Origin of the sequence: Aromatoleum aromaticum EbN1, from assembly GCF_000025965.1 — a bacterium.
In the GTDB taxonomy this organism is placed as follows: Bacteria; Pseudomonadota; Gammaproteobacteria; order Burkholderiales; family Rhodocyclaceae; genus Aromatoleum; species Aromatoleum aromaticum.
Genome location: NC_006513.1, coordinates 3629340 through 3654186, shown reverse-complemented (window position 1 = coordinate 3654186; position 24847 = coordinate 3629340). Strand labels below are relative to the sequence as shown.

Below are 24847 nucleotides of genomic sequence, written 5' to 3'. Positions count from 1 at the left end.
GGGTTCTGCAGTGCGCGGCGAAGCTCAGCCGGCCATCTCCATGAAACCGTGCGCTTTCACCAGCGCGTCGATTTCCTTGAGCGTTGCGAGTAGCGCTTTCATCTTCGGCAGCGGCCACGCGTTCGGGCCGTCCGACAGCGCTTTCGCCGGATCGGGGTGGCTTTCCATGAAGAGGCCGGCGATGCCCACCGCGACGGCCGCGCGCGCCAGCACCGGCACGAATTCGCGCTGGCCCCCGGATGCCGTGCCCTGCCCGCCAGGCAACTGCACCGAATGCGTCGCGTCGAACACGACCGGGCAGCCGGTCTCGCGCATGATCGCGAGGCTGCGCATGTCGGACACGAGGTTGTTGTAGCCGAACGACGCGCCGCGCTCGCAGACCATGATTGTGTCGGCGCCGCCGTTGGCTTCGCGTGCCTTGTCGACGACGTTCTTCATGTCGCCGGGCGCGAGGAACTGACCTTTCTTGATGTTCACCGGACGGCCGGAAGCCGCGACGGCGTGGATGAAGTCGGTCTGCCGGCACAGGAAGGCTGGCGTCTGCAGCACGTCGACAGCCGCCGCAACCGCCGGGATCTCGTCGATCGCGTGCACGTCGGTGAGCACGGGCACGCCGAGCTGCTTCTTCACGTCGGCGAGAATCTCCAGGCCTTTTTCCATCCCCATGCCACGGTACGACTTGCCCGAGCTGCGGTTGGCCTTGTCGTACGACGACTTGTAGATGAACGGGATGCCGAGCTCGACGCAGATTTCCTTCAGCGCACCGGCGGTCTCGAAAGCCATGTCGCGCGATTCGATGACGCACGGCCCCGCGATCAGGAAGAACGGCTTGTCGAGGCCCGCCTCGAATCCGCAAAGTTTCATGCCACTCCTTCAGGCCGACGTCGCGGCCGCCTTGCGCGCGAGCGCCGCCTTCACGTAGGCCGTGAACAGCGGGTGCCCCTTGCGCGGGTTCGACGTGAATTCCGGATGGAACTGGCAACCGACGAACCACGGATGATCCGGCAGTTCGATCATTTCACACAGGTCGGTGCCCGGCGCGCGGCCCGACACGCGCAGGCCCTTCTCTTCGAGCCGGGCGAGCAGCGTGTTGTTGACTTCATAGCGGTGGCGATGACGTTCGACGATATCGGCGACGCCATACACTTCGCGCGCGAGCGAGTTTTCGACGAGATGGCAGACCTGCGCGCCCAGGCGCATCGTGCCGCCGAGGTCCGACGCTTCGGTGCGCTTTTCGAGCTTGCCGCTGCGATCCTGCCATTCGGTGATCAGGCCGATCACCGGATACGGCGTGTCGCGCTCGAATTCGGTCGAATGCGCGCCGGCCAGGCCGACGACGTTGCGGGCGAATTCGATCACCGCGAGCTGCATGCCGAGGCAGATGCCCAGATACGGCACCTTGTTCTCGCGCGCAAAGCGGATCGCGGCGATCTTGCCTTCGGTGCCGCGCTTGCCGAAACCACCCGGCACGAGGACCGCGTCCATCTTCTCCAGCACCGCGCAGCCGTCGCGCTCGATGTCCTCGGAGTCGATGTAATGGATCTTGACCTTGCTCTCGGTGTGCATGCCGGCGTGGGACACGGCTTCGATCAGCGACTTGTACGATTCGGTGAGATCGACGTATTTGCCGACGAACGCGATGTCGACGGTGTGCTTCGGGTTTTCGAGCGCGCGAAGAAGGTTTTCCCACACCGAAAGGTCGGCCGCGCGCGCGAGGATATTCAGCTTGTGGCAGACGATCTCGTCGAGCATCTGGTCGTGCAGCTGGCCCGGGATCTTGTAGATCGAGTTCGCGTCGAGGCACTCGATGACTGCTTCGGGCATGACGTTGCAGAACAGTGCGATCTTGCGCCGCTCGTCGGCCGGCACCGGGCGATCCGCGCGGCACAGCAGGATGTCGGGCTGGATGCCGATCTCGCGCAGTTCCTTCACCGAGTGCTGCGTCGGCTTGGTCTTCAGCTCACCGGCGGTCGGGATGTACGGGATCAGCGTCAGATGGATGAAACAGGTGCTGTTGCGTCCTTCCTCGATGCCCATCTGGCGGATCGCTTCGAGGAACGGCAGCGACTCGATGTCTCCGACCGTGCCGCCGATCTCGACGATCGCGACTTCGGCACCTTCCGCGCCGCGCTTGATGTACTGCTTGATCTCGTCGGTGATGTGCGGGATCACCTGCACCGTCTTGCCGAGGTACTCGCCGCGCCGTTCCTTCTTGATCACCGACTCGTAGATCTGGCCGGTGGTGAAGTTGTTGCGCTTGCCCATCCTGGCGCTCGTGAAGCGCTCGTAGTGACCCAGATCGAGGTCGGTTTCAGCGCCGTCTTCAGTGACGAAAACTTCGCCGTGCTGAAACGGGCTCATCGTGCCCGGATCGACGTTGATATACGGATCGAGCTTGAGGTGGGTGACCTTGATGCCGCGGGATTCGAGAATGGCCCCGAGCGAGGCCGCTGCGATGCCTTTGCCCAGGGAGGACACGACACCGCCGGTTACGAAGACGTATTTGGTCATGGGAACGCTACTGCGGGAAAGCGCGATGATAACCGAAGAGGCCGCCGGTCCGGAAGCGGAGCTGACCGGCCCCCTTCAGTCCCCGGCACCGCCGCAGCGTTCCACCGCCGCGTTGTCGTCAACGGATGAATTCCCGGTTGATCTCGCGGAACAGTTCCGTGCCTCCGCGCTGCAGCCACTCGAACGCGACCATCTCGCGCGAGACGATCTCGAGTCCGTGGCTGCGCATGCGCGCAAAAGCGAGCTCGCGGTCGGCAGAATTGCGCGAACCGCACGCATCCGCAACGACGAACACCTGCTTGCCCGCCCAGCGCAGTCCGAGCGCTGTCTGCTGCACGCACACATGCGCCTCGGTGCCGCAGACGATGACCTGCCGCCGGGCGTCCACTGCGGTCCTGTCGAGACAGCCGTCCGCTTGCGCCGAGAAGCATTCCTTGGTGACGAACTCGGCGCCCGCCGCGGCAGCGGCGACCGCCGGCAGCGTGGCACCGAGCTTTGCCGGGAAATGCTCGGTCACCACGACCGGCACGCCGATGCGCGCCGCGAGGCCGGCGAGCCACGCGCAGTTGTGCGCGACCTGCTGCCCGTCGTCAATCGCCGGAGCGAGGCGTTCCTGGACGTCGATGACGAGGAGCACGGAGGTGGCGGGATTCATGAGCATTCGTTGTTCCTCAAAGGGGTCTGTGCGGGCGCACGAAATGCCGTACGGTAGCCGGCCTCACAATCCTTCGCGCAGCTTGGACGGCAGGGACAGGGATTTCCCGCTACGGTTGTCGATCCACACGATTTTCGCCGAGCCGGTCGCAAAAAGCCGTTCGTCGCCTTCGACGTAGAGTTCGTACCAGTTCATCACGCTGCTGCGCCCGGGCTGCCCCGCGAAGACCTTGACGATGGCTGTCGCCGGATAATTCACCGGGATCAGGAACGTGCAGTCGGCATGAACGATGACTGCGCCTTCGGCTTCGTCCGGATCGACACGAAAGTCCTTTTGCTCGATCCATTCGATCCGCGCCTGTTCGAAGTAGCGGAAATACAGCGTGTTGTTCAGGTGCCCGTATCGATCGAGGTCGCCCCAGCGTACGGGAATCTTCGTCGTGAGCTGAAGTTTGCGGATATCTTCCATGAAAAGAACGTCCTGTTGGTTGGAACCGGCAGCTAATGTAACATACGGTTCCGTATGTTCTTGACGGCTGCGAAGCGGTCCCGCGTCTGCGTCGTGTCCCGCACGTGTATTACACTGCCGTTCGCTCGACTACAGACCAACAATCGCGGACACAAATGGAGAATAGGATGGAACGCGAATCAATGGAATTCGATGTCCTGATCGTAGGCGGCGGCCCGGCAGGGCTGGCGGCGGCGATCCGGCTCAAGCAGCTCGCCAGCGAGAAAGGCACGGAGCTGGCGGTATGCCTGATCGAGAAGGCTTCCGAGATCGGCGCCCATATCCTGTCGGGCGCAGTGATGGACCCGCGCGCGCTCACCGAACTGATTCCCGACTGGAAAGCGCAGGGCGCGCCGGTCAATACCCAGGTATCCGAAGACCGCGTGATCTTCCTGAGCGAGACCGGCGGGCGCAGGGTGCCCAATAGCCTGCTGCCGGCCTGTTTCCTGAACCAGGGCAATTACATCGTGCGGCTGGGCAACGTCGTCAAGTGGCTCGGTGAACAGGCCGAGGCGATGGGCGTCGAAGTCTATCCGGGCTTTGCCGGCGCGGAAATCCTTTACGACGAGCGCGGCGCGGTCAAGGGCGTGGCGACCGGCGACATGGGCGTCACGCGCGATGGCGAGCCCGGCCCGGCCTACCAGCCCGGCATGGAGCTGCACGCCAAATACACGCTGTTCGCCGAAGGCTGTCGCGGCCATCTCGGCAAGCAGCTCGAGGAAAAGTACCGCCTGCGCGACGGCATCGACCCGCAGACCTACGGCATCGGCCTGAAAGAACTGTGGGAAGTGCCGGCCGAGCAGCACGTGCCCGGCCTGGTCGTGCACACCGCCGGCTGGCCGATGGACAGCGCCACTTACGGCGGCGGCTTCGCCTATCACCTCGAGGACAACCTCGTCGCTGTCGGCTATGTCGTGGGGCTCAACTACTCGAACCCGCATCTGGCGCCGTTCGAGGAGTTCCAGCGCTACAAGACGCACCCCGAGATCCGCAAGTTCCTCGAAGGCGGCAAGCGGCTGGCCTACGGTGCGCGCGCGCTCACGGCCGGTGGGCTGCAGAGCCAGCCGAAGCTGGTGTTCCCGGGCGGCGCGCTCGTCGGCGACGACGCGGGTTTCCTCAACGCCGCGCGCATCAAGGGCAGCCACGCCGCGATAAAGTCCGGCTCGCTCGCCGCCGAAGCGGCCTTCGGCGCTCTCGCCGCCAATCGGAGCCGCGACGAACTGACCGCGTTCCCCGAAGCGTTCCGCGCGAGCTGGCTGTTTGATGAGCTGCACCAGACGCGCAACTTCAAGCCCTACATGAAAAAAGGCCTGTGGATGGGGTCCTTGCTGTTCGGCATCGACCAGCAGGTGTTCCGTGGGCGCGCGCCGTGGACGCTGCACAACACAGCCGACCACACTGCGCTCAAGCCCGCGTCCGAGTGCTACAAGATCGCCTATCCGAAGCCCGACGGCGTGCTGACTTTCGACAAGCTGTCGTCCGTGTTCCTGTCGAACACGAACCACGAGGAAGACCAGCCCTGCCATCTGCAGCTGAAGGACCCGTCGATCCCGATCGCGGTGAACCTCGCGAAGTACGACGCGCCCGAACAGCGCTACTGCCCGGCCGGCGTGTACGAGATCGTGCGCGACCCCGACGGCACCCACCCACGACTGCAGATCAGCGCGCAGAACTGCGTGCACTGCAAGACCTGCGACATCAAGGACCCGACGCAGAACATCAACTGGGTCGTGCCGCAGGGCGGCGAAGGGCCGATCTATCAGGGGATGTGATCGAGTGCACTTCCGTCACGATTGTCGGTGACGGAAGCGCTGTAATACCTCCTGCCGCGCAGTGAGCACAGGACTTTCCGTCCTGTGCTCAGCGACAGGGTCCGCGTTCCGACTTGCGCTATTTCTGCAAGCCGAGCGCGCGGAGCACGGCCGCCTCCGCGACGACGCCCGACACCGCCTCCCTTGCCCCGCGTCCGTCGAACAGAAGCGTTCGCGGCAGCTCGCCGCGCCATTTCGCGTCAAGCGCATAGGCGAGCGCTTCGGGCGACTCGTCTGCGTAGGCAAAACGCTTCCCCGTGACCCCGGCGCGGTCGAGCGGCGCGGCGAGTCCTTCGTCGGCCGGCTCGACCGCGACCGTGATCAGCTGGAGGCGCGGATGCACTTTCGCCATCTCCGCGAAAAGCTTCAGGTTTTTCTTGCAGTGCACGCACTCGGACGACCACAGCGCGACGATCGTCGGCCGGGCATGGCTGGCCGGATCGGCGATCGCAGTGGCAGCCGCCCGGTCGAGCGGCACGAAGTCGTTCGCCGAACACGTCGCAGCGCCGGCCCAGACGATTGCTGCCAGCAGGTTTTTCAGTCGTTTCATCGTAGCCAGTACCCTTTCATCCCTTCCTTCTGCGTGCGCCAGAACGCAAACAGTTCGGCGCCGCGCAGGATCACCCGCGGCTGGTCGGACGCGCCGTCGGTCACAGCGAGCGACAGGCTGCGGAACTGTCCGCCGTTATCGTCGGATAGCTCGGCGCGCAGCTGCGTCCGTTCGCCATCGAACTCCTTCCACACGATCGCGACACGTTCGCCGCTCAACGCAATGTCGGCGTGAGCGGCGCGTTCGCCGCCGACGGTGCGCTGTCCCTCGACGCCTCCGTCTTTCAGGCGGCCGTAGAACACCCGCCCCTCGCCGTCCTTCTCGTTGAACCACACCGCGTGACGCGTGCCGTCGCCGGAAACCGCGAGCGACGGACCGTGGTGCGGGCAGGCGTCGACGCGCCAGCGGTCGAACGTTGCGCGCGCCACCGGGCCGGGCGTGCCGTCTGGGTCCAGCTTTGCCAGCGCGTGGTCGCGCTCGTTCGGCTCGAACACGTGTCGCCACAGCAGCATCGGCAAGCCGTCGACATCGTTTGCGAGCGCGATGCGGCAGCACTCGCAGGAATGGTCGCCGACTTTCACTTCGGGCCGGAACGTCCGCCCGCCGTCGTCGGACACCGCCGCATAAATCGCCGCGCCGCGGTAGTCCCGCTTCGCGCCCTGTGCGGCTTCCAGATCGCGCTTATCGATCCATGCGAGCACGACCTGCCCGCTCCCCGTGACCGTCATCGTCTCGAAGCGGTGAGTGATCTCCTGGCGGTCGCGGTGCACGGTGATCGGGGCGCCAAAGCCTTGCCCCTTGTCCGCGCGCGCAAAACGGATCTCGCCGGTGAAAGGCTTCGCCAGCGGGCGCGTCCACGAAACCAGCACGCTGCCGTCCGGCGCGAACGCGATCTTCGGCCGATTCTCGCCGTCGGCGGAAATCGCTTCCGGGTCGGCGTTGACGGTTACCGGCGCGTCCCAGCTCGCCCCGCCGTCGGCGCTGCGCTGGAGGACGACGTGCTGCCCGTCCTTCGAAACCGCGTACAGCATGCCGTCCGGGCCGAATGCCGCGCTCGTGCCAAGCTCCGGCCTCGCCGGCCGGACCGCAGCGCTTTTCCCTGCCGCGTGATCGGCGTGCTGCGCGAAAGCGCCCGCCGCGCATCCCAGCGCCAGCAGTATTGCGGCAAACCGGCCCACTCTGCCCTTTCGCTTCATCGTCATTACCCCATCCTCGCCACCGGCGCCTGCAGACGTACGCTCTGCCGCCGTCACCATCACCCTCATCGTCACCATTTCGCCTCGACTCCCGCGATCACCGTGCGCGGCAAGCCCGGTGAGTAGGCCGGCGTGCTGCCCGTCGACAGCTGCGCGCTGTCCGCGTAACGCCGGTCGGTGAGGTTGTTCACGCTGCCGAACAGCGAAACGGCCGGCGTCAGCGCCAGGTTGCCGCGCAGGTTGAAGAGATCGTGTCCGCCGTATTTCACGGTGTTGCTGTCGTCGAGCCAGTACGAGCCGATCCTCGTCCACTCGAGCTGCGCGCGGAACGCGTCGTTCGGCGTCCACGTCAGCCGGGCGTTCGACATCAGCCGCGGCGCGCTTTGCTGTTCCTTGCCGCCGAAGTCCGCTTGCGCAGTCACCCAGTCGACGAACTCGTGGCGCGCGTACGACAACGCGAGATCCAGCCGCAGCTGCCGCGCGAGCGGCGCACCGAGCCCGAGCTCGACGCCGCGGTGGCGGGTCTCGCCGGCGTTCGTCGTGATCGTCTGCGTCGTGGCCGGGTCGCGCTGGCTGACGATGTCGTCGCGCTTGGTCAGCTCGTACGCGACGAGGTCATACGACAGGCCCGCCACGACGCCGCGCACGCCGAGCTCGTACTGCTCGGCCTTGATCGCGTCGAGCTCGAGCGCCGACTGCGTCAATGCATGGGCGGCTTCGAGGCTGCCGGCACGCGACGGGCGGAAGATCTGCGATTCGGACGGGGCACGGAAAGCCTGGTTGTACGACGCGAAAAGATGCGTGTTCTCGCCGAGCGCGTACGTCGCCCCGAGTTTCGGGGTCGCACGGTGATAGCTGACGCGAGTGTTCGCCACCTGGCCGTAGAAGTTGCTCCCGACCTGCACGACTTCGCCAGCGCCGAGCTGGTTGTCGAACTCGTAGCGCATGTCGTCGTAGCGCAGGCCGGCGGTCAGCCGCAGCCGGTCGGTCGGCGAGATTTCGCCGTGGACGTACGGCGAAACGCCGCGATATTCGACGTCGTAGTCGTAGATACGCGGGCCGACGGTGTAGGCGATGAACTCGCGGCTCGCGCCGCTGCCGCGCGTCGTCGGGTCGATGCGATTCTCGCGCCGTTCCCCCGGGCTCAGGTCGAAATCGACGCCGACGATCATGCGCGCGCGCAGCGGCGCGAAGTCCCGGCGCCATTTCGCCATCAGCCCGTACGAACGGTTGCCGGTTTCGGCGATCGTCGGGTCGAAGCGCAGCGCGAAGCTCGCGAGGAGATCCATGCTGTTGTCGCGCACGTACGGCGTGATCGACAGCAGCGAGTCGGCCGTCTCGTGTTCGTAGTTCGTCGACAGGCGCAGCGCGCTGACCTTGCGGAACGCGATCGGCAGGTAGTTCTTCGTCGGATCGTGCCGGTAGTCGTCACGCACGAGCGGCGAGTTTGCGCCGGTTTCCTGGTCGATATCGGAGAAACCCAGCACGGTCTTCAGCGACGTGCTGTCACCGATGAAGTGATCCCAGCGCAGCGTGCCGCTGTTGCGGTCGTAGCCGGTGTCGTCGCGCCAGCCCTCCGTCCGGGTCAGGTTCAGGTCGGCCCGCCAGCCGCCGTCGGCATAGCCGCTGCCGCCGCCGACGAGCGCACGCCGCCAGCCGTGCTCGCCGGCCTCGATCGAGCCGTCAGCTTCCGTCTTCGTCGGCGGCGTGCGCGTCAGCACGTTGACGACGCCGCCGATCGCGTCCGACCCGTACAACGCCGACGACGGGCCGCGATTGACTTCGATGCCGCCGGCCTGCGGGATGTTGATCTCGTACAGGCCGTTGTGGTTGAAGAAACCGGTCGAGCGCGACGGAATGCCGTCTTCGAGGAACAGATAGACCGGGCTCGTCGTGAACGGCTGGCGGATCGCCGTCGTGTGGCCTTCGCCGTTCGTCACCCCGACCGCGACACCCGGCGTCTGGCTCATCACTTGAGCCGGATGGGCGGGCTTGTCCAGCGCGATGTCCTCCCCCTGGACGACGCCGACCGAAGCCGGGGTTTCGACGAGTCGCGCCTCTTCGCGCGTCGCGGTGACCGTCACCTGTTCGAGAACAGTGGCGGCGTCATCGGACGCAGCGGCACCACTCGCTGCTCCGATGCACGCCAGCACCAGCGCGTTGCGCCGGGTATCAATGCCCATGATCCGCCCGGCCCGCCTGGTTCAACGGCCGCACAGGGGCCGCCACCTCGATCGATTCGCGCTTGCCGCTCCGGCTCTCGACGACCAGCGTCAGCGGCACCGTGTCGCCCACGCGGACGGGTTGCTTCAGGTCGAACAGCATCACGTGGTGGCCGCCGGGCTTGAGCTCGACGGCCCGGCCGGCCGGCAGTTCGACTGCGGCGACGGGACGCATCTTCATGACGTCTTTCTCCATCACCATCTCGTGTATCTCGACTTTTCCCGCAACGGGCGAGTCCGCCGAGACAAGCCGGGCGTCCTGTGCCGCGGTGAGGCGCATGAACGCGCCCGTGACTTTCTGCTGCGCGACTGTCGCCCGCACCCAGGCGTCTTCGACCTGCACCTGGGCGATCGCAGGGCCCGCAAGCACGGCAGAAACCAGGCTGACTACAAGGATCTTCTTCATGATGTTCACTCCATCGATTTGCAAATCGGCCCGTGAGCCGGCACGGCAAGCTCGCGCGGCCGACGCGAATCGACGCGATCGGGGCGAGCGAATGTATTGATACCGAATGCCGCGGAAGGGTTTCGGCAGGAACGGCGTCATCCGGCCGTGCCCCGTCTCCTGCAAGCGAGAAGACGGGGCACGGCCGGCACGCCACTCAGGCGCGCGGGAGCGGTGGAGCGCGGGGCTGCGCCGCTCTCCAGGCGAAGAGCGGGCGCGGCGAGTGGAGGTAAAGCGGGGGGAGGTGGTCGGAACGGCCTTTCAATGCGAAAGGTGCGGGCGGCATCGCGGGAAGCGCCGGCACGTCGCAGTGCGTCGCGCAGAAAGCACAGCGTTCGGCGGGAAACACGTGGGCGTCACCCTTGTCGCGCGAATCATCGACCGCGACCATCTTCATGCCGGCGACGGTGCACACCTGAATCAGGCGCTTCTCGCCGTCGGCGCGCGACAGCGCGTGGCTCAGCGCCGGCGCAAGCGCGCCCAGCAGGATCGCGAACAACGCGATCCAGGCAGTGCAACTGCGAGCCGTACGCTTGAAATACATCGGCGAAAACCCGAGCGACCGGGGTTGTCCAGAACAGTGCGGCGATTCTAACAGCTGCAACGCACGCATCATTGACTGCAGTCAAGCCCGGCAGCCGGTCCCAGCCGGCCGCCGGGTGCGTTCACCCCAGCCACCGTCGCGCGTTGCGGAACATGCGCATCCATGGCGAATCCTCGCCGAGCCCGGCCGGGTACCAGCTCATCTGCACGGTCCGCGCAGTGCGTTCCGGGTGCGGCATCAGGATCGTGAAGCGGCCGTCCGCAGTCGTGAAACCGGTCGATCCTTGCGGCGAACCGTTCGGGTTGAACGGATAAGTCGCGGCCGGCACGCCGTGGTTGTCGACATGGCGCAGCGCCGTCAGCACACGCTCAGAGTCGGTAGCGTCGCGGAACACCGCACGCCCCTCGCCGTGGCTGACGACGATCGGCATGCGACTGCCAGCCATGCCGGCGAACAGGATCGACGGGCTGTCGAGCACTTCGGCCACCACGAAACGCGCCTCGAACTGCTCGCTGCGGTTGCGGTGGAAAGTCGGCCAGTGTTCGGCGCCCGGGATGATCGATGCGAGGTGCGCCATCATCTGGCAGCCGTTGCACACGCCGAGCGCGAACGTGTCGGGGCGGGTGAAAAACGCTTCGAATTGCGCGCGCAGCGCCGGGTTGAACAGGATCGACTTGGCCCAACCCTGCCCCGCACCGAGCACGTCCCCGTACGAGAAACCGCCGCAGGCCGCGAGACCGTGAAACTCCCCAAGCTGGTGGCGCCCGGCCTGCAGATCCGACATATGCACGTCGTACGGCGCGAAACCGGCGCGCTCGAACGCTGCTGCCATCTCGGCCTGCGAATTGACGCCCTGCTCGCGCAGGATTGCGATCTTCGGCCGCGCGCCCGTCGCGATCATCGGCGCGGCGACATCATCGGCCGGATCGAAAGTCAGGGCGACGCTCAGCCCCGGGTTCGTCGCGTCGGCGAGCGCGTCGAACTCCTCCTTCGCGCAATCGGCGTCGTCGCGCAGGCGCGCGATGCGGTAGCTCGTCTCGGACCAGACCTGCAGCAGTTCGGCGCGCGGCGCGTTGAAGACGAGCTTCGCGTTGCGCCAGAAGCGGAGCTCGTCCTTCGCGTTCGGCTCGCCGAGGAAGTGGTAGGTGAGCCCGGCTTCGCGCAGCGGTGCGGTGACGCGGGCGCGGTCGTCGCGGCGGATCTGGATTACCGCGCCGAGTTCCTCCGCGAACAGCCCGCCGAAGAGCCGGTCGTTGAGGCGGCCCTTGATCGTGTCCGGCTTCTTGTCGAGTCCGTCGACGTCGTTCATGTACTGGTCGTAGCAGACCGTGTCGAGCACCACCGACAGGCCGCATTTCGACGCGAACGCCATCTCGCACAGCGTTGCGAACAGGCCGCCGTCACCACGGTCGTGATACGCGAGCAGCAGACCGTCGCGGCGGAACTGCTGGATCAGGCCGAAGAACCTTGCGAGCTGCGCGGCATCGACGTCGGGCGCGTGCTCGGCGACCGAGCCGAATACCTGCGCCAACGCCGAGCCACCGAGGCGGTTGCCGTCGTTGCCGAGGTCGATCAGCAGCAGTTCGGTGTCGACACCTTCGGGGAACTGCAGCTGCGGCGTGAGCGTGCGGCGGATGTCCGCGACCGGCGCGAACGCCGTGACGACGAGCGACAGCGGCGAGACGACCTGGCGGCTCTCGCCGTCGTCCTGCCACGTGGTCTTCATCGACAGCGAATCCTTGCCGACCGGGATCGCAAGACCGGCCTGCTGGCAAAACTGCGACACCGCGCTGACGGTGTCGAACAGCTTCGCATCCTCGCCGCGATGCCCGGCCGCGGCCATCCAGTTCGCCGACAGCTTGAGCTGGCCGATGTCGGCAATGTCCGCGGCGGCGATGTTCGTCACCGCCTCGCCGATCGCCATGCGTCCGGACGCCGGCGCGTCGAGGCACGCAACCGTGGTGCGCTCACCCATCGCGAACGCTTCGCCCTGGTAGCCGTGGAAGCTCATTGCGGTGACCGCGACATCGGCGACCGGAACCTGCCACGGGCCGACCATCTGGTCGCGCGCCGTCAGGCCGCCGACCGAGCGGTCGCCGATAGTGATCAGGAAGTTCTTGCTCGCGACCGCCGGCAGGCGCAGCACGCGCAGGCAAGCGTCCTTCAGGTCGATATCGGTGACGTCGAACGGCGGCACATGCACCGCGCGGCGCGACACGTTGCGGGTCATCTTCGGCGGCTTGCCGAGCAGCACCTGCATTTCCATGTCGACGGGCTTGTTCTCGAAATGACGGTCGGCAACGGTCAGGCGGCCGTCCGCGGTCGCTTCGCCGAGCACGGCGAACGGGCAGCGCTCGCGCTCGCAGATCGCGCGGAATTCGGCGAGGCTTTCGGGCGCGATCGCGAGCACGTAGCGCTCCTGCGACTCGTTGCTCCAGATCTCGCGCGGGCTCATGCCCGGCTCCTCGATATGGACTTCGCGCAGCTCGAAATGCGCGCCCAGTCCGGCCGATTCCGCCAGTTCCGGCATCGCATTCGACAGCCCGCCGGCGCCGACGTCGTGGATCGCGAGGATCGGGTTCGCGTCACCGCGCTGCCAGCAGCAGTCGATGACTTCCTGACAGCGGCGCTCGATCTCGGGGTTGCCGCGCTGCACCGAGGCGAAGTCGAGATCGGCCGTGTTCGTGCCAGTCGCCATGCTCGAAGCGGCGCCGCCTCCGAGCCCGATCAGCATGCCCGGGCCGCCGAGTTGGATCAGCAGCGTGCCGGGCGCGAACTTCACCTTGTGCGACTGCTGCGCCTGGATGCTGCCGAGGCCGCCCGCGATCATGATCGGCTTGTGATAGCCGCGCACTTCGCCCTGCACTTCCTGCTCGAACGTGCGGAAGTAACCGGCAAGGTTCGGACGGCCGAATTCGTTGTTGAACGCGGCGCCGCCGATCGGGCCTTCGATCATGATGTCGAGCGCCGAAGCGATGCGGTCCGGCTTGCCATAGGGTTTTTCCCACGGCTGTCCGAATTCCGGAATGTTCAGGTTCGACACCGAAAACCCGGTCAGGCCGGCTTTCGGCTTCGAACCGCGGCCGGTCGCTCCTTCGTCGCGGATCTCGCCACCCGCCCCGGTCGCAGCGCCGGGGAACGGCGAGATCGCCGTCGGGTGGTTGTGCGTCTCCACTTTCGCCAGGATGTGCGTCTCTTCGGCGCGGAAGCGCCACTGGCCGTCGGCGTCCGCGTAGAAGCGGTCGATGGTCGCGCCCTCGATCACCGACGCGTTGTCCGAATACGCGACGACAGTGCCTTCAGGATGCGCATTGTGCGTGTCGCGGATCATGCCGAACAGCGTTTTCTCCATCGGCCGCGCGTCGATGACCCAGTCGGCGTTGAAAATCTTGTGACGGCAATGTTCGGAGTTGGCCTGCGCGAACATCATCAGCTCGACGTCGGTCGGATTGCGCGCGACGCGGGTGAAGTTGTCGACGAGGTAGTCGATCTCGTCGTCGGACAGCGCGAGGCCGAGTTCGGCGTTCGCCGCAACGAGCGCGTCACGCCCCCCGGCGAGCACCTCCACCGACATCAGCGGCTTCGGCTCGTAGTGATGGAACAGCGCTTCGGCCGCCTCGAGGTTCGCCAGCACCGATTCGGTCATGCGATCGTGCAGCAGCGGCAGCACCGCCGCGTACTGGCGGTCGTCGAGCCCGTGGCGCATGTCGAGCGAATACAACACGCCGCGCTCGATGCGCATCGCCTTGTCGAAGCCACACTGGCGCGCGATATCCGTCGCCTTCGACGACCACGGCGAGATCGTTCCGAGCCGCGGCACGACGAGCAACTGCGTGCCGTGGGGCACTTGCGGCGACGCGGGGACGGCCCCGAGCAGGTCGACGAGCCGGTCGCGTTCGTCCGTCGCCAGCGGTGCGGCGAGCTCGACGAAATACCAGTACTCCGCGGCCAGCCCCTTTAGCTTCGGCAGCACTTCGGCTGCGGATCGAGAAAGGCGCGTGAGGCGGGAGGAAGAAAGCGCCGCAGCGCCGCGCAGCTTGAGGATTTCGGCCATTTCTATCGTTGCGAAGGGGAAAGTGGACGCGAACAGGGTTCGCCCGTCGGAAGGGCGAAATTATACCCGACGCCCGCTGGTTCGCCCGCTGCGCATTCCGGCGCCCGGCCATGCAGGCACGTGCGGTGCCGGAGCGACACTGCAGAGCCGCTATTCCCTTTTTGCCACCGGGAACCGGCGCGTGATCGCGGCGGCGGTTATTGTTCGGTCGCGCGTGACGGAAGCGAGGCTGCGACCGAGATGTCGACGACCTTCTTGTCCACAGCGGCCTCCTCGATCTTCTCGAGTCGCCCGTCCACGATGGCGCCACAGTCCATCTGCAGCTGCCGGTAGATGATGTGTCCCGAAACGTGCGCACCCGCCTGCAACTCGAGGAAATGCTCGACTTCCAGGTCGCCGTCGATCCGGCCATTGACAACCGCGTCATGAACATGCACCCGGCCGGCGATCGACCCCCTGTTGCTGACGACGAGGAGACTGCGTTCACCCTCCTTGCCGAGGACGTTGCCTTCGATCTTTCCGTCGACCCGCAAGCCCCCGGAAAACACCACGTCGCCGATGATTTCGAGATTGTCTGCGACCAGGCTGGACAGCTTGGTGACCTGTATTGCCTTGTTGCGCTTGCGTCCGAACATCGCTTTCGTCCCTCGAATGGCGTCCTCACCGCATGCGCAGGAGGTTCAACGGGCAGCTGGCGCGCCCTTCGTTGCCGACTTGATGAACGCCAGCTCTTCCCTGATCTGCTTGAGCTCGTCGTTCAGACCGACCACCTGGCGTTCGAGCTCGCCCCGCGTCGCCAGTTCCACCTCGAGATCGAAGCGCGCCTTGCTCAGCGCTTCCTGCAGCTCGCGGTTCTGCTGCCGCATCGCCGACACCGACGACTCCGATGCGAGCCGGTCCTCGAAATACCGGACACCGAGCCCGAGCATCACCAGAACGACGATGACGAACCCCCACAGGAACACGACGCGCTTGAGCCCGTAGGTCGGATCCGACGTCAGGATGTAGGAGTCCTGCGTCAGCTTGCGGTTGCTGTAACGACGGCGCGGCGGCATATCGCCCGGACTGCTCAGAACTGCGCGAGGTACGACGCCGGATCGACGATCAGACCGTCCTTCAGGACTTCGAAATGCAGGTGGGCGCCAGTCGATCGTCCGGTAGAGCCGATCGACGCGATCCTGTCTCCCGGCAGCACGACCTGGCCGACTTTCACGTGGAGCTTCGACGCGTGTGCGTAGCGCGTCGCGAGGCCGGCGCCGTGGTCGATCTCGACAGTCAGGCCATAATCCGGACGGCGTCCGGCGAAGATGACGCGCCCGCCTGCGCTGGCGGAAATCCGCGTGCCCTTCGGCGCCGGAAAATCGACTCCGCCGTGGAAGGCGAGACGACGCCGGAACGGATCGCTGCGGTTGCCGAAGCCGGACGAGATCCCGAAGCCGGCGACCGGGGAGCGGCCGGGGAAAGACATGTGAGCAAGGCTGTAGCCGGTGGCCAGCCGGTCCAGTCCGGCGAGCGTCTGCGCGAGGCGCTCGATATCGCGCTCCATTTCGGCGAGTTCTCCGGCCAGCAGCCCTTCCGGCTTGCCGTCGAGCCCCACCACTGCCGGCAACTGCGGCAGAATCAGGCCGGACGGCAACTCTGGGGCGCGTGCGGGGACCGGCTGCAGCAACGGCCCGCCGGCCGGGGAACCGAGCGGCGTTTTTGCGATGCGGCCAGGCGTGGAGTCGGCTGCGACGTTTTCGATGATCCGCGCCTCGAAATCCTTGATCGCGCCGATCCGCTCCGTCAGCGCGGCCGCCTCGGCCTGCAACTGGACCATGCGCCCGGACAGCTCGCCGAAACGGCCGATCAGCAAGTCGCTTTGCGACTCGGCAGGCACCGCCGGGGCGGCTTGGGGGGTATTCCGGACCTTGCCGTCCACCACGTAGCCAAGCGCAAAACCGCCGGCAAGCGCTGCGAACACGATCGCCACGATGACGCCGACAAAAACCCGGGCGCTGATCGTGTGCATGCGCGATTGTGTCAGCGTCCCGGCGGAAAGAATGACGAAAGCCATCCTTGTCCTCCTGTTCTGTCCGGTCGCCGGCGCTGTTCGCACCGCGTCGCGGACGGGCTGAAAAACGAGCCCCGGCGTTTTTGCATTTGTGCAAACCTTTATCGCCGGAACAAAGTTTTCGGAGTCTAGCACCAAAGCGCGGCGCAAAGGCAGCCCTGCCAGACCGCGCGCCCGCTCTTCACCCGCCCGCAGCCAGGACCGGATGTCAAAAATTCTTCCGCCAATCCTCGCCAGCCCGCAGTCGGCAGTCGGCAGTCAGGTCTGCCGCCCCCGCTATTCGCTGCGCATCACCTCGGGGTGGTGCGGTGCAGGCGCGTCTTGCGCACCTGCTCGCCGGGCCGGGCGGCCTGGCCCTGCGGCTTCGGCAAGCCGGCCAGCGAGCACACCTCGGCTTCCGGCATCTCCATCCACATGCCGCGCTTGAGCCGTGACGACAGCGTCACCGGACCGTAGCGCACCCGCATCAGCCGGCTGACGGTGAGGCCTACTGCTTCGAACATGCGCCGGACTTCCCGGTTTCGGCCTTCGGAAAGAGTCACCCGGTACCAGTGGTTGGCGCCTTCGCCGCCCTCGTCGGAGATCGACGTGAATCGCGCGAGCCCGTCCTCGAGCTGGATGCCGGTTTTCAGCGATTCGAGCTGTTCGTCGTCGAGCTGCCCGAGCAGGCGCACCGCGTATTCACGCTCGAGTTCGTAGCGCGGATGCATCAGGCGGTTGGCCAGCGTGCCGTCGTTCGTAAAGAGGAGCAGGCCCGAGGTATTGAAGTCGAGCCGCCCGACGGCGATCCAGCGCCCCTTGCGCAGGATCGGCAGCCGCTCGAACACCGTCGGGCGGCCCTCCGGGTCCTCGCGCGAGACGATTTCGCCTTCGGGCTTGTGATAGATCAGCACGCGCGGCGTGCGCACTGTGAAACGCAACGGAATCAGCTTGCCGTTGTACTTGACGCGGTCACCCGGGCCGATTTTCTGGCCGAGTTCGGCAGGCAGGCCATTGACCGAGATTCTCCCGGCAACCACCCATTCCTCGATTTCGCGGCGCGAGCCGAGTCCGATCTGCGCCAGCACTTTCTGCAGCCGCTCGGGTTCGGCAAGCGCCGTGTTTTCGTGTTCGCCGCGCCCTCCGCGTGCGGGCGCAGCGGCGCGCGGCGGACGTGCGAGCCGTGCGTTTTCCCCGGCATCGGGTGTCGACGGGCGTCCGCCGGCGCGCGGCGCACGCGCTGCCGGATGCCTGCCCGCCTCCACCGTCTCAGCGTTCTTCTTCGTCGGGGGCCGCAGCGGCCGCTTCGATTTCTTTGGTATCGACAAGGTCCATGATCCTTTCAATTTCGGTTAACGCGGGCAGTTCGGTCAGGCTGCGCAGCCCGAGGTCGTCGAGAAAGCGCCGCGTGGTCGCAAACAGCGCGGGGCGCCCGGGGGTGTCGCGGTGACCGACGATGTCGATCCAGCCGCGCGATTCGAGCGTCTTGAGCACGTTCGGCGACACGGCGACGCCGCGGATATCCTCGATGTCGCCACGCGTCACCGGTTGACGGTACGCGATGATCGACAGCGTCTCCAGCACTGCGCGCGAATATCGCGGCGGCTTTTCCTGCTTCAGCCGGTCGAGGAAGACCTGGTATTCCGGCCGCGTCTGGAATCGCCAGCCGGAGGCCACCTGCACCAGTTCCGCGCCGCGATCCGACCAGTCGGCGCGCAGGTCTTCGAGCACGCGCCGGATGAAGTCCGCTCCCGGGTCTGGGTCGAACAGCTGCCGCAGGTCGGCGACCGCAAGAGGCGCCGATGCCGCGAGCAGAGCCGCCTCGACGACGCGCTTGCAGTCTTCAGGCGTCGTCGGCTGCATCGGCGAGCTTCACGTATATCGGCGCGAAAGGCTCGTTCTGCGCCACCTCCACGAGCCTTTCCTTGACGAGTTCCAGCACCGCGAGAAAACTCACCACGAGCCCCGCGGGCCCGCGCGCGGGTTCGAACAGCGTGTCGAACACGACGAAAACGCCGTCCGCCAGCTTGCGCAGGATCGCGCTCATGTGCTCGCGCACCGACAGCTCGTCCCGTCTCACCTGGTGGTGTTGCGTCAGGCGCGCCTTCTTCATGATCTTCAGCCACGCGAGCTGAAGGTCGTGCAGGCTCACTTCCGGCAGACGCTCGACGACTTTCTCGGCGACGAAGATGCTCACCCGCTCGTAGTCGCGCTCGGCGCGCGGCAGCAGTTCGAGCCGTGCCCCCGCCAACTTCATCTGTTCGTAATCGAGCAGCCGGCGGACGAGTTCCGCCCTCGGGTCGCTGTCGTCGTCAGCGCCTTCGCGCTGCGGCCGGGGCAACAGCATGCGCGACTTGATCTCGAGCAGCGTCGCCGCCATCAGCAGGTAGTCCGCGGCGAGTTCGAGATTGTGTCTGCGCATCGCCTCGACATAAACGAGATATTGCGCGGTCAGCGCTGCCATCGGGATGTCGAGGACGTTCAGGTTCGATTTGCGGATCAGGTACAGCAGCAGATCGAGCGGACCCTCGAACGTCTCGAGGAACACTTCGAGCGCGTCCGGCGGGATGTACAGGTCCTTCGGCATTTCGAGCAGCGGCTCGCCGTAAAGGCGCGCGACGGCCTCGCCTTGGGCGACCGTCTCCGCGGGAACGAGCTCGAGGGGAAGATTCATTGCGGAAGACGTCCGAAGCCGGGGCGGTTCACCGTCACGGGGCGGCGGCAGGGCCGCCTCGCTGGCGGGGCGACTCAGGAGTACGAAAGCCCCATTGCCGCGCGAACGTCGCGCATCGTCTCTTCGGCAAGCTCGCTCGCACGCTCGCAGCCTTCGGCCATGATCCGGCGCAGCAGGGCGGGATTCTCGACGTAGGGCTGGGCGCGCTCGCGCATCACGGCCTGCTCCTTCAGGATCGCGTCGATGACCGGCTGCTTGCACTCGAGGCAGCCGATGCCCGCGCTGCGACAGCCGTCCTGCACCCACGCCCGCACACCGTCGTCCGAATAGATCAGGTGGAACTGCCACACCGGACACTTGTCGGGGTCGCCCGGGTCGGTTCGGCGCACGCGCGCCGGATCGGTCTGCATCGTGCGGATCTTCTTCGAGATCGAGTCCGCCTCCTCGCGCAGGAAAATCGTGTTGCCATAGCTCTTCGACATTTTCTGGCCGTCGAGGCCGGGCATGCGTGGAGCCTCGGTCAGCAGTGCGCCGGGTTCGACCAGCACCATCTTGCCGGTGCCTTCGAGATACCCGTGCAGCCGTTCGCGATCGACGTGGCCGAGGCTCTTCGCATCCTCGATCAGCACCCTGCCCTGCTCGCGCGCCGCATTGTCGCCTTCCTGCTGGAAACGCGTGCGCAATTCGGCGTACAGGCGTGCGTTCTTCGCGCCGAGCTTCTTCATCGCCTCCTTCGCGTTGTCCTCGAACCCCGGCTCACGCCCATACAGATGATTGAAGCGCCGCGCGATCTCGCGCGTGAACTCGACGTGCGGCAGCTGGTCCTCGCCGACCGGCACCTTGTCGGCACGATAGAGCAGGATGTCGGCCGACATCAGCAGCGGATAGCCGAGGAAGCCGTAAGTCGACAAGTCCTTGTGCTCGAGCTTTTCCTGCTGATCCTTGTACGTCGGCACGCGCTCGAGCCAGCCCAGCGGGCAGAACATCGACATCAGCAGGTGGAGTTCCGCGTGCGCGGGCACTCTGGACTGGATGAAGAACGTCGCTTTCTGCGGATCGACACCTGCCGCGAGCCAGTCGACCAGCATCTCCCAGACGCTGTCCGCGATGATCTGCGGGCTGTCATAGGCGGTCGTCAGGGCATGCCAGTCGGCGACGAAGAACAGGCAAGGGTATTCCGCCTGCAGCTTGACCCAGTTCTTGAGCACGCCGTGGTAATGGCCGAGATGGAGTCGCCCGGTCGGGCGCATGCCTGAAAGAACACGTTCTGCGTACATGATCGGTAATCAAAATCCAAAAAGCGTCGCGAGAAGGACCCGGAAAGCGGCCATCATCGGCCACAGCAACTGTCCGAGCACCCCGGTGAACAGCAGCACGAGAAGGATCGGAAAGCCGTAAGGCTCGATCCGCGAATATTTCCACGCCAACCGGTGCGGCAGCAGGCTCACCGCGATCCGACCCCCGTCGAGCGGCGGAATCGGCAGCAGGTTCAGCAACATCAGCACCGCGTTGATCTGAATGCCGGCGTCGGCCATCTTCATCATCGGTATCGTGTAGACACTGTGCGGCGTGCTCAGCGCGACCTTGAACAGCACGGCCCAGCCGATCGCCATCACGAAGTTCACGAACGGTCCCGCCGCGGCGACCCACAGCATGTCCGCCTTGGGCTGGCGCAGACGGCTGAAATCGACCGGCACCGGCTTGGCCCAGCCGAACAGCACGCCACCGCCGCCGAACAGGCTGCTGAGCGTCAGGATCGCGCCGGGGACGAGAATCGTGCCGACCGGATCGATGTGCTTGAACGGATTCAGCGTGATGCGCCCGGCCAGGTCCGCGGTCGGATCGCCGAAATGCCTCGCCACGTATCCGTGCGCCGCCTCGTGAAGAGTGATCGCAAGCAGCACCGGCAGCGCCCAGATGGCAATGGTGGAGATCAGCGAATCCATGACGTCACGGTGTAAAACGGCGCATTCTAGCAGAGCGCGACTGCGCCCCCTTCATCGCCATGCCCGACGACAGGCGAAACCCGGGATTGCGGAGGCGGGTGGCGGGCAGGCAGACGTGATCGGGCACTATGCCTCGAGACCGAACGGTGACAAATCGCCTTTCCCCGCCCGAACGAGCACCGGGACGCCGGAAGTCAGATCGAGGACCGTCGTTGCCTCCGGCCCGCAGAAACCCGCTTCGATGACCAGTTCCACCTGTTTTTCCATGCGGTCGCGAATTTCCTCGGCGTCGGTCAGCGGAAGGTCCTCGCCCGGCAGCAGCAGCGTCGAAGTCAGGATCGGCTCGTCCAGTTCGGCGAGCAGCGCGGCGACCACCGGATGGTCGGGAACTCGCAGGCCGATCGTCTTGCGCTTCGGATGCAGGACCCGCCGCGGCAGTTCCTTCGTGCCCTCGAGGATGAACGTGTAGGGCCCGGGAGTCGTTGCCTTCAGCAAGCGATACTGCATGTTATCGACCCGCGCATAGGTTGCGATTTCGGAGAGGTCGCGGCACATCAGCGTGAAATGGTGCCGCTCGTCGACCCCGCGGATCCTGCGGATGCGCAGCAGCACGCTCGCGTCCCCGGCCAGGCCACCCAGCGCATATGCGGAATCGGTCGGAAACGTCACCAGGCCGCCCGAGCGCATGATTTCGGCAGCTTGCCGGATCAGTCGGGGTTGAGGCTGCTCGGGATGAAGTGCGAAATATTGAGCCATGCGGATTTTTCTTGATCTTGGTTTTTTCGATTCTGATTGTCGGGGAGCACGCGGAATCCGGCCCGGCCGGCCTTCATTCCAGTCGCGACCATACCGGAACGAGGTCCGGCGGCAGCGGCGAACAGCGCCCGAGATCGACCGGGCTTTCCTTTTCGCCGTGGAAATCGGAAGCACGCGACGCGAGCAGCGTGCGGCGACGGGCAACACTCGCGAACTTGAGCACTTCCGCGTCGCTATGCGCCCCGGACACCACTTCGACCGCTTCCCCGCCGCAGGCCGTGAAGCGGTCGAACAGGGCCTCGAGTTCGGCCTCTGAAAAACGGTAGCGCGCCGGGTGGGCGATGACCGCGATGCCGCCCGCAGCGTGGATCCAGCCGACCGCGTCTTCGAGCGTTGCCCATTCGTGCTCGACATACCCCGGCTTGCCGCGTGCGAGATAGTGGCGGAACACCGTGCCGACATCGGGCATCAGGCCGCTCGCGACGAGGTGGCGCGCGAAATGCGCGCGGCTCACGAGCGCCGGGTTGCGGGCGAATTTTCGCGCGCCTTCGAGCGCGCCGTGAATGCCTGCCGCTTCCAGCGCCGCGCCGATGCGCACCGCCCGCCCGTCCCGGCCGGCCCGCACTTCAGCGAGCCCCGCGAGCAGTCGGGGATGACGGTGATCGATGCCGAGGCCGACCACGTGCACCGTCTCGCCGCTGAAGGAAACGGATATCTCGACGCCCGGCACCAGCCTTATCCCGACTTCGGCCGCAGTCGCGATCGCCTCGTCGAGACCGCCGACCTCGTCGTGATCGGTGAGGGCCAGCAGCGTCACTCCATTGGCCGCGGCGCGCCGCACGACTTCCGCGGGCGCGAGCCAGCCGTCGGACATCGTGGAATGGCAGTGCAGATCGGCGTTCATCGCTATCCTTTTCGGGCGGGTTCTGGTCGTCGGACAGCGGCAAGTCCGCGAGGATCCGCGATGATAGCAAACACGCTCTGCTGCCCGCGCCCTGCTGCCCGTTGCCAGTTCCGGTTCCCGAATGCTATCGTCCGCCCGTCGCGCGGGAGAGCACTCTCCCCGAGAGTCGCCGAAGGCGTAACCCCCCAGGAATCGCTCAGGCAAAAGGACCGCCGACAGAACACAATTCTGGAGAGCGATGCGGGCCCGGGAAACGTCGAAGCGTTCCCGACCGGCGCATCCACCGAAGGGGCACCCGGCATCGGCCGGAATCTCTCAGGTACAAGGGACAGATGGGGCGACGCTCGCCTGGACGGGTCTCGCCCCGTTTTGCATTTCGACCTTCGTAACCGAACCGGTGTCACCCCAAGGAGCCTCCCGTGGCAAAACATACCCCTCTTCACGCCGTTCATGTCGCCGCCGGCGCCCGCATGGTCGATTTCGCCGGCTGGGACATGCCGGTGAATTACGGCTCGCAGATCGAGGAACACCACGTCGTGCGCCGCGACGCGGGAATGTTCGACGTCTCGCACATGCTCGGCCTCGACCTCGAAGGCCCGGACGCGACGACGTGGCTGCGCGGCCTGCTCGCGAACGATGTGGCCAAGCTGCATGAGCCGGGCAAGGCGCTGTACAGCTGCATGCTCAATCCCGACGGCGGCGTCATCGACGACCTGATCGTCTATTACTTCTCCCCGACGTCGTACCGCATCGTCGTCAATGCCGGCACTGCCGACAAGGACGTCGCCTGGATGCGCCAGCACATCGCGGCAAGCGGCGCGAACGTCACGCTCGAGAGCCGCCGCGACCTGGCGATGATCGCGGTGCAGGGGCCGAACGCACGCGACAAGACCTGGGCGGCGCTGCCCGACACGCACGCCGCGAGCGAAAGCCTGAAGCCGTTTTCGGCCGCCCGGGTCGGCGACCTGCTGATCGCGCGCACCGGCTATACCGGCGAGGACGGTTTCGAAATCACGCTGCCGGCCGCGCGCGCCGAAGCAGTCTGGAACGCGCTTGCCGCGGCGGGCGTCAAGCCCTGCGGGCTCGGCGCACGCGACACGTTGCGCCTCGAAGCCGGCATGAACCTGTACGGGCAGGACATGGACGAGACGGTCTCGCCGCTCGACGCCGGCCTCGCCTGGACTGTCGACCTGAAAGATGAATCGCGCGATTTCGTCGGTCGCGCCGCGCTCGTCGCGAACCCTGCCCGCCGCAAGGTGCTCGGCCTGATCCTCGAGGACAAAGGCGTGTTGCGCGCGCACATGAGGGTGTTTACCGCCGCCGGTGAAGGCGAAACCACCAGCGGCAGCTTCTCGCCGTCGCTCGAAAAATCGATCGCCTTCGCGCGCCTGCCGCTCGGCGTCGAGCCGGGCGAAGTGGTCGAAGTCGATATCCGCGGTCGTCGCCTGAAAGCGCGCACGGTCAAGCTGCCGTTCGTGCGCAACGGCAAGGCGCTGGTCTGATTGCGCCGATCGACCGACGCGTCGTCCAACTGACTTTTTTCGTAACGGCACTTTCGCCACCTCCCCAACCCGGAACCGGACGACCTCGTCCGGTCGTCACGTTTTCCCTCTGGAGTCCACCATGAGCAACGTTCCCGCCGAGCTGAAATACACGAAGTCCCACGAATGGATCCGCGTCGAAGCCGACGGCTCCCTGACGATCGGCGTCACCGACCACGCGCAGGAAGCGCTCGGCGACGTGGTTTTCCTCGAGCTCCCGGAAGCCGGTCGGCAGCTCGCGGCCGGCGAGGCGTGCGCCGTCATCGAATCGGTCAAGGCGGCTTCCGACATCTACGCGCCGGTCGACGGCGAAGTCATCGCATCGAACCAGGACGCCGTCGACGCACCGGAGTCTGTCAATGCCGACGCCTACGCGGCGTGGCTGTTCAAGCTCAAGCCGGCCAACGCCGGCGACGTCGCGGCGCTGCTCGACGCCCAGGGCTACCAGGCCGAGATCGCGAACGCCTGACCTCACCCGCCACATCTTCCCCGGACCGGT

General features: G+C 66.2%; 23 protein-coding genes and 1 riboswitch. Of the genes, 3 read left to right on the top strand and 20 right to left on the bottom strand.

Going from position 1 to position 24847, the window contains the following annotated elements:
• Positions 1-24: 24 nt before the first annotated feature.
• The 4 genes from kdsA to EBN1_RS17470 all read right to left on the bottom strand — a co-directional run bounded on the left by kdsA (position 25) and on the right by EBN1_RS17470 (position 3634).
• A complete protein-coding gene (kdsA, locus tag EBN1_RS17485; RefSeq protein WP_011239303.1) occupies positions 25-864 on the bottom strand; it encodes a 3-deoxy-8-phosphooctulonate synthase in 840 nt (279 codons plus the stop codon).
• Between the two features lie 9 nt (positions 865-873).
• Positions 874-2511, bottom strand: a complete 1638-nt coding sequence (locus EBN1_RS17480; protein ID WP_011239302.1) for a CTP synthase — start codon at positions 2509-2511, stop codon at positions 874-876.
• A 118-nt stretch (positions 2512-2629) separates the two neighbouring features.
• A complete protein-coding gene (locus EBN1_RS17475) occupies positions 2630-3172 on the bottom strand; it encodes an isochorismatase family protein (protein WP_011239301.1) in 543 nt (180 codons plus the stop codon).
• Between the two features lie 57 nt (positions 3173-3229).
• Positions 3230-3634, bottom strand: coding sequence for an acyl-CoA thioesterase (locus EBN1_RS17470; RefSeq protein ID WP_011239300.1), 405 nt, complete (start codon positions 3632-3634; stop codon positions 3230-3232).
• A gap of 167 nt (positions 3635-3801) precedes the next feature.
• On the opposite strand from EBN1_RS17470, the gene EBN1_RS17465 reads away from it, so the two are divergent.
• The gene (locus EBN1_RS17465) at positions 3802-5445 is read left to right on the top strand and encodes an electron transfer flavoprotein-ubiquinone oxidoreductase (RefSeq protein WP_011239299.1); all 1644 of its coding nucleotides are present in this window, start codon (positions 3802-3804) and stop codon (positions 5443-5445) included.
• 118 nt (positions 5446-5563) lie between these two features.
• Here EBN1_RS17465 and EBN1_RS17460 read toward each other — a convergent pair whose 3' ends face one another.
• The 16 genes from EBN1_RS17460 to EBN1_RS17385 form a co-directional block, all read right to left on the bottom strand.
• Positions 5564-6034, bottom strand: coding sequence for a TlpA family protein disulfide reductase (locus EBN1_RS17460; RefSeq protein WP_011239298.1), 471 nt, complete (start codon positions 6032-6034; stop codon positions 5564-5566).
• On the bottom strand, positions 6031-7236 hold the full coding sequence (locus tag EBN1_RS17455; RefSeq protein WP_241762758.1) for a sialidase family protein: 1206 nt from the start codon (positions 7234-7236) through the stop codon (positions 6031-6033). Before EBN1_RS17455 ends, EBN1_RS17460 begins: the two co-directional genes overlap by 4 nt.
• A 65-nt stretch (positions 7237-7301) precedes the next feature.
• Positions 7302-9413 carry a TonB-dependent receptor gene (locus EBN1_RS17450; protein WP_011239296.1) on the bottom strand — a complete coding sequence of 704 codons (2112 nt, stop codon included), beginning with the start codon at positions 9411-9413 and terminating at the stop codon, positions 7302-7304.
• Positions 9403-9858, bottom strand: a complete 456-nt coding sequence (locus EBN1_RS17445) for a copper chaperone PCu(A)C (RefSeq protein WP_083782994.1) — start codon at positions 9856-9858, stop codon at positions 9403-9405. Before EBN1_RS17445 ends, EBN1_RS17450 begins: the two co-directional genes overlap by 11 nt.
• A gap of 196 nt (positions 9859-10054) precedes the next feature.
• Positions 10055-10441, bottom strand: coding sequence for a DUF2946 domain-containing protein (locus EBN1_RS17440; protein ID WP_041646553.1), 387 nt, complete (start codon positions 10439-10441; stop codon positions 10055-10057).
• A gap of 121 nt (positions 10442-10562) precedes the next feature.
• Positions 10563-14495: a phosphoribosylformylglycinamidine synthase gene (purL, locus tag EBN1_RS17435; protein WP_011239293.1), complete on the bottom strand. Its 3933-nt coding sequence runs from the start codon at positions 14493-14495 to the stop codon at positions 10563-10565.
• A 197-nt stretch (positions 14496-14692) separates the two neighbouring features.
• Positions 14693-15130: a bactofilin family protein gene (locus EBN1_RS17430; protein WP_011239292.1), complete on the bottom strand. Its 438-nt coding sequence runs from the start codon at positions 15128-15130 to the stop codon at positions 14693-14695.
• Between the two features lie 45 nt (positions 15131-15175).
• Positions 15176-15550: a hypothetical protein gene (locus tag EBN1_RS17425; protein WP_011239291.1), complete on the bottom strand. Its 375-nt coding sequence runs from the start codon at positions 15548-15550 to the stop codon at positions 15176-15178.
• A 14-nt stretch (positions 15551-15564) separates the two neighbouring features.
• Entirely contained in the window at positions 15565-16551 is a 987-nt protein-coding gene (locus tag EBN1_RS17420; protein ID WP_011239290.1) for a M23 family metallopeptidase, read from the bottom strand.
• A 287-nt stretch (positions 16552-16838) separates the two neighbouring features.
• On the bottom strand, positions 16839-17849 hold the full coding sequence (gene rluB, locus EBN1_RS17415; RefSeq protein WP_041647585.1) for a 23S rRNA pseudouridine(2605) synthase RluB: 1011 nt from the start codon (positions 17847-17849) through the stop codon (positions 16839-16841).
• A complete protein-coding gene (gene scpB / locus EBN1_RS17410) occupies positions 17797-18390 on the bottom strand; it encodes an SMC-Scp complex subunit ScpB (protein WP_011239288.1) in 594 nt (197 codons plus the stop codon). The genes rluB and scpB overlap by 53 nt, the downstream gene beginning before the upstream one ends.
• Positions 18371-19201, bottom strand: coding sequence for a segregation and condensation protein A (locus EBN1_RS17405; protein ID WP_011239287.1), 831 nt, complete (start codon positions 19199-19201; stop codon positions 18371-18373). Before EBN1_RS17405 ends, scpB begins: the two co-directional genes overlap by 20 nt.
• Before the next feature lie 74 nt (positions 19202-19275).
• The gene (locus EBN1_RS17400) at positions 19276-20478 is read right to left on the bottom strand and encodes a tryptophan--tRNA ligase (protein WP_011239286.1); all 1203 of its coding nucleotides are present in this window, start codon (positions 20476-20478) and stop codon (positions 19276-19278) included.
• A 9-nt stretch (positions 20479-20487) separates the two neighbouring features.
• The gene (locus EBN1_RS17395) at positions 20488-21147 is read right to left on the bottom strand and encodes a site-2 protease family protein (RefSeq protein WP_011239285.1); all 660 of its coding nucleotides are present in this window, start codon (positions 21145-21147) and stop codon (positions 20488-20490) included.
• A gap of 126 nt (positions 21148-21273) precedes the next feature.
• The gene (locus EBN1_RS17390) at positions 21274-21903 is read right to left on the bottom strand and encodes an L-threonylcarbamoyladenylate synthase (RefSeq protein ID WP_011239284.1); all 630 of its coding nucleotides are present in this window, start codon (positions 21901-21903) and stop codon (positions 21274-21276) included.
• A gap of 73 nt (positions 21904-21976) precedes the next feature.
• On the bottom strand, positions 21977-22807 hold the full coding sequence (locus EBN1_RS17385) for a 3',5'-nucleoside bisphosphate phosphatase (RefSeq protein WP_011239283.1): 831 nt from the start codon (positions 22805-22807) through the stop codon (positions 21977-21979).
• Positions 22808-22940: 133 nt separating this feature from the next.
• Positions 22941-23028: riboswitch (glycine riboswitch) on the top strand.
• Between the two features lie 198 nt (positions 23029-23226).
• Between EBN1_RS17385 and gcvT the strand changes: the two genes are divergently transcribed.
• A complete protein-coding gene (gene gcvT, locus EBN1_RS17380) occupies positions 23227-24309 on the top strand; it encodes a glycine cleavage system aminomethyltransferase GcvT (RefSeq protein ID WP_011239282.1) in 1083 nt (360 codons plus the stop codon).
• A 121-nt stretch (positions 24310-24430) separates the two neighbouring features.
• Positions 24431-24817, top strand: a complete 387-nt coding sequence (gcvH, locus tag EBN1_RS17375; RefSeq protein WP_011239281.1) for a glycine cleavage system protein GcvH — start codon at positions 24431-24433, stop codon at positions 24815-24817.
• Positions 24818-24847 lie beyond the last annotated feature (30 nt).